The sequence below is a fragment of the Candidatus Nanopelagicales bacterium genome (genome assembly GCA_018003655.1).
Taxonomy (GTDB): Bacteria; Actinomycetota; Actinomycetes; order S36-B12; family UBA10799; genus JAGNDY01.
The window spans coordinates 1-4,618 of the sequence record JAGNDY010000119.1; the positions used below are offsets into that span (position 1 = coordinate 1).

The window sequence follows — 4,618 nt, forward strand, 5'->3', positions numbered from 1 at the left end:
GTGCGTCGGACGCCTGGCGTCGGGTACCGGGGGTCTCCGGCGTCAGGCTGTTGTGAGGCCGGCAGTGCGTTAGCCAGCGCAAGCTGACGATGAGGCAGGCTAGCCACGTGACTGACATCGACACGGTGATCTATGACCTCGGTGGAGTACTGCTCGATTGGCAGCCAGCGGTGCTGTTCGAGCCACTCTTGCCGACCGGCACCGATGTTGAGCGATTCCTCGCGCAGACGCAGCTGTACCACTGGAACAACGAGCACGACCGCGGAGTGGATTGGGAGGTCGCGGTCGCGGCCGTTGCTAGGAACTACCCCCAACATGCTGGTGCTTTTGCCCAGTACCCGCGGCTCTTCGGCGATTCGCTGGTGGGAACCGTGCCTGGCTCGATGGAACTGCTTGAGGAGGTTCTCGCGACCGACGTTCAGGTCCTGGGTCTCACCAACTTCGCTCGGGACAACTTCGAGATCGCCCGGGCTGACTATCCGTGGCTCGATCTGTTCGACGGCGTCGTCGTGTCGGGCCACGAGCGGGTGGTGAAGCCGGATCCGAGGATCTACCGCGTGCTGATTCAGCGATACGCCGTGGTGCCAGAAAGGGCGGTGTTCATCGACGACCGTGCCGAGAATGTTCAGGCTGCACGCGACCTGGGTTTCCAGGGGATCGACTTTGTCGATTCGGCCGAACTGCGCCGCTCCCTCATCGCACTTGGGGTGCTGGGTCGAACTGACCAGCGTGGCCCGGCGGGAACATCGACCTAGCGGCCGTTCAACCCGCCGGGTTGCTAGCCTACGACCGACCATCCGTTCCAGCTTGAGGCTCACGCCACCAGGGTGACCAAACCGTGAAACCGCCAACGAATCGACAAGAGTCGGAGCAGAGCCAGATGATCGACTGCATCGCTGAGAGGAACTGAGCTGTGCGGGAGGACTGGTTTGAACAGTGCACCGGCGAAGCGTCGCTGCGTTACCCAGAGTTTCTCGATTACTCTGCCTGGATCGAACACACGCCGTTCGCGTTTTGGATTGTCGATGCCATCCGGCCCGGGAGTTTTGCTGAGCTTGGAACACATCAAGGACAGTCGTACCTGACTTTCTGCGAGGCGCTGGGGGAGGTGCAACCTGCTCAGGCGTACGCAATCGATACATGGCAGGGCGACGAGCACGCTGGCTTTTATGGCGCGGAGATTCTTGCGAAACTTCGGTCCAATCACGATGCCAAGTACGGGTCGTTTTCACGACTGCTGCAAATGACTTTCACCGAGGCTGCAGAGCGGATACCAGATCGTTCGATCGACCTTTTGCACATAGACGGCCGCCACTTCGCTGATGACGTTCGCCACGACTTCGAGGAATGGCTTCCGAAGCTGAGCCCTCGTGGTGTCGTCCTAATGCACGACACCACTGTGTTTGAGCGAGGCTTTGGCGTACACGAGGTATGGGCTGATTTGCAATCCAAATACCCGTCATTTGAGTTTCATCACGGCCACGGCCTAGGAGTTCTGGCAGTAGGCAGTGACATCCCTGAGAAGCTGAGTGTCTTCCTGGAGGCCAGCAGCGAGGTGTCTCGCGCCAAACTGCTGCGCGACTTCTATTCACGTCAAGGCCGGGCTGTCTCCGATCGATATGACTTGATCGCGTTGAAGGACACCGCCACCGAGCGGCTCGAAGCGATCCACCGCAAGAATGCTCGGTTGGAGAGGACGAAGAAGCGGGTCGAACAGCTGAATCAGAAACTCACCAGGGTGCGCAGCAAACGCAACGAGCTCGGCGAGCGACTTGCGGCATCACAGAGCGAGGTGAGGGCGCTGAAGGCGAGTGCAAGTTGGAAGATCACGAAGCCAATCCGCGCTGCGAACGCCAAGGTTCGCCACCGCAACAGCTTGTAGCCGCGAAACCACCAGTCTCTGGCGCAGGGCAACCTGCCAACAAAACTCCGCTGCCACCCTGAAGAACTAGCCAGAACCCACAACAGAACCTGGTACCTCGAACGTGGTCGCCTCACAAGTCGAGCAGGCACCCGCAGCAGCAACCACCCCGATCGTGGCCCTCGGTCTGATCAGAACGCGGAGTCAAATGGTGACCCTGATGATCGCGGTGGTGTTGCTGTTTGAGCGGCCGGGACACCGGGTGTCGATTTCAGTCCGAATGCCGCACGATGTTGAGCACGTTGCCGTCGGGATCCCTGACCAAGAACCGACGAACCCCCCACGGCTCTGTCGTCAGCGGGTGCACAATCTGGTAGCCAAGGCGCTGAGCCTCTTCGTACGCGGCATCGACGTCGGGGGTGAGGACCGAGACGACAGAGTCTTCCGGTGACGTGGCGTCTGCGGTGACGAGCTGGACGTGGGCTCCAGTCTCCGGCGAGGCGAATCGGGCCACCCAGCCCATGTTGAACTCCTCGGTGGTCAGCCCAAGGAAGCCGGTGTAGAACTCTCTGCTCGCCTCGATGTCGGCCACCGAAAGGTTGGCGATGATGCGGTTGACGAGCATTCGATCCTCCAAGTTGGGTGGGTACCCTCGATGATTCTCTGAGTGGTTTGGTGGGTCAACTCGCGCGCATCATTCGAACATATGTACGAGTGATTGTCGGTGGTGGGCTATAGGGTTAGGCCATACCAACCAGAACAATTGACGACGACGATTCCGACGGTTTCCGGCGGCGTTGACGTAGATGAGAACGCTTGTGCACCGGATGAGTGCCGCTTAGAGGATGGGTTGGTAACGCGCACACGCGCGGGCTGACATCTGACTCACGAGGCGGTGACCCATGTACTACGACCCTTCAACACCCCGAGCATCGACGACACCCGGGCTCGCTGCTGCGCCTGCTGCTTCTGCATCAGCTGACCGGTTAGATCCGCCCAACAATGGTGTGCCGAGCGGTGTTGCGGTAGAGGGTGCCGGTGGCTTGCTGGAGGCGATTGCGGCGTTCGGTCAAGTACTGACCGGGGTCGATGTGGCGCAGGCGCACCCCTCCCAGTTGTACGGGCTGCTGCAAGCCCTGGCCACCGTCACCAACCAACTCAACGCGACCCAGGTCGCCGCCGTGGCTGCGGCGGACCGGTCCGGGCAGTGGGCAGTGGATCGAACCCGCAGCCTTAACACCTGGGTCCAACTCGCGACCCGCAGCTCGGTTGCCGCAGCCGGAACCAAGATCGGGGCCGCTCGCGTCAGCACCCACATTCCCGAAACGATGGCGGCATTCACCAGCGGGGATACCACGCTGGAACACGTGTCCATGATCGCCCGGGCAGCCACTGCCAGCCCCGCCCGCGTGGACGTCCTCTCGGACCTCGATCCCATTGTCGCGGACCTTTGCACGCACGTGCGTCCCCGCCAACTCGGCACGGCCCTGGCCGAATGGTCCCACCGCGTTGACGCCATCACCATGACCGAGGAGTACGCCACCCACGCCGACAACGCCCACTTACACATCTCCCCGACATTCGGCGGAATGGTCGCCGTCAACGGGATCCTGGACCCAGAAACCGGCACGGCGTTGAAGACCGCCATCGACGCCACCATCACTCACCTTCGACGCACCAGCAGCGACAGCAAGGGTTGCGTGGGCAGCGATCTATCGACCACCGGTCAGGGCAGTGGTGAACTGCGCGATGGGTCAGCCGCGACCGCGGGACCGCACCTAGGTGAGGACCTGGACAACCGGCCCGCCGGACGGCCACGGCGCTCCGTGCAAAACGTGGCCGCTCTGCGCTACCTGCTCGCCCAAATCCTGCCCCACGCAGCCATGCCCACCGCTATCGGCGGACTACCCGTCAAACTCGTCGTCACCGCATCGATCGAGTCCCTACGTGCCGAGTTGACCGACAACGGCGTTGCCCCCGCCGACCTTAACGACACCCCCATTCCAGCCGCCGTCGCCCGTCGCCTGGCCTGTGACTGCCACGTCCTGCCCGTGATCATGAACTCGAAAAGCCAAGTGCTGGATGTTGGGCGCCACACCCGCCTTATCAGCCCCCAACTGCGCCTGGCCATCACCTTGCGTGACACCACCTGCCGCTTCCCCCAGTGCGACGGACCCATTCAGGAGATCCACCACCTCGCCCACTGGGCAAATGGCGGACCAACCACCCGAGAGAACCTCGCCGGTTTATGCTACTTTCACCACAAAGCCATCCACGACCACGGGTATGAATTAGCTGGCAACGCAAACCAGCCACTTACCATCAGGCGACCCTGACCAGGCTCGGCGACTGCCACCCAGATTGGAAGACGTCAACGGACTACGCCGCAGTGCGCCTGACGGTTCAAACCGTTGTGATTAGCGGCGTCGCCACAACGGCCCTACCCTCTGCGCAGTTCGTCGCGCGGGACAGGGACGGACTGATTGCAGATCGCGACGGCCTCCTCGGCGGTGTCGACGACGTGAACCAGGTCAAGGTCGTGTTCGCTCACGCATCCCTGCGTCAGCACGGTCGACTCGATCCAGTCGATCAGCCCCGACCAATATCTGCGGTCGACCAGAATGACCGGGATCGGGTGCATCTTGCGCGTCTGCACCAGGGTGAGGACCTCGAACAACTCGTCCAGCGTGCCGAATCCACCGGCAAAGACCATCACCGCGTCACACGCATCGATCAGGCAGGTCTTGCGGGCCGGGA

At 62.0% G+C, this 4,618-nt stretch carries 5 protein-coding genes; 3 read left to right on the forward strand and 2 right to left on the reverse strand.

The features are described 5' to 3' along the window. Positions 1 to 107: 107 nt before the first annotated feature. Together KAZ48_10795 and KAZ48_10800 are read left to right on the forward strand one after the other, a co-directional pair. Positions 108 to 755 (forward strand): HAD family phosphatase, encoded by a 648-nt coding sequence (locus KAZ48_10795; GenBank protein MBP7973278.1) that lies wholly within the window; start codon positions 108 to 110, stop codon positions 753 to 755. Between the two features lie 158 nt (positions 756 to 913). Continuing rightward, positions 914 to 1,882, forward strand: a complete 969-nt coding sequence (locus KAZ48_10800) for a class I SAM-dependent methyltransferase (protein MBP7973279.1) — start codon at positions 914 to 916, stop codon at positions 1,880 to 1,882. Positions 1,883 to 2,132: 250 nt separating this feature from the next. On the opposite strand, the gene KAZ48_10805 is transcribed toward KAZ48_10800, so the two are convergent. Then, on the reverse strand, positions 2,133 to 2,486 hold the full coding sequence (locus tag KAZ48_10805) for a VOC family protein (GenBank protein ID MBP7973280.1): 354 nt from the start codon (positions 2,484 to 2,486) through the stop codon (positions 2,133 to 2,135). 382 nt (positions 2,487 to 2,868) lie between these two features. Between KAZ48_10805 and KAZ48_10810 the strand changes: the two genes are divergently transcribed. Continuing rightward, positions 2,869 to 4,197: a DUF222 domain-containing protein gene (locus KAZ48_10810; protein ID MBP7973281.1), complete on the forward strand. Its 1,329-nt coding sequence runs from the start codon at positions 2,869 to 2,871 to the stop codon at positions 4,195 to 4,197. A 104-nt stretch (positions 4,198 to 4,301) separates the two neighbouring features. Here KAZ48_10810 and KAZ48_10815 read toward each other — a convergent pair. Beyond that, the coding region (locus KAZ48_10815; GenBank protein ID MBP7973282.1) for an LOG family protein at positions 4,302 to 4,618 on the reverse strand (317 nt) is incomplete at its 5' end.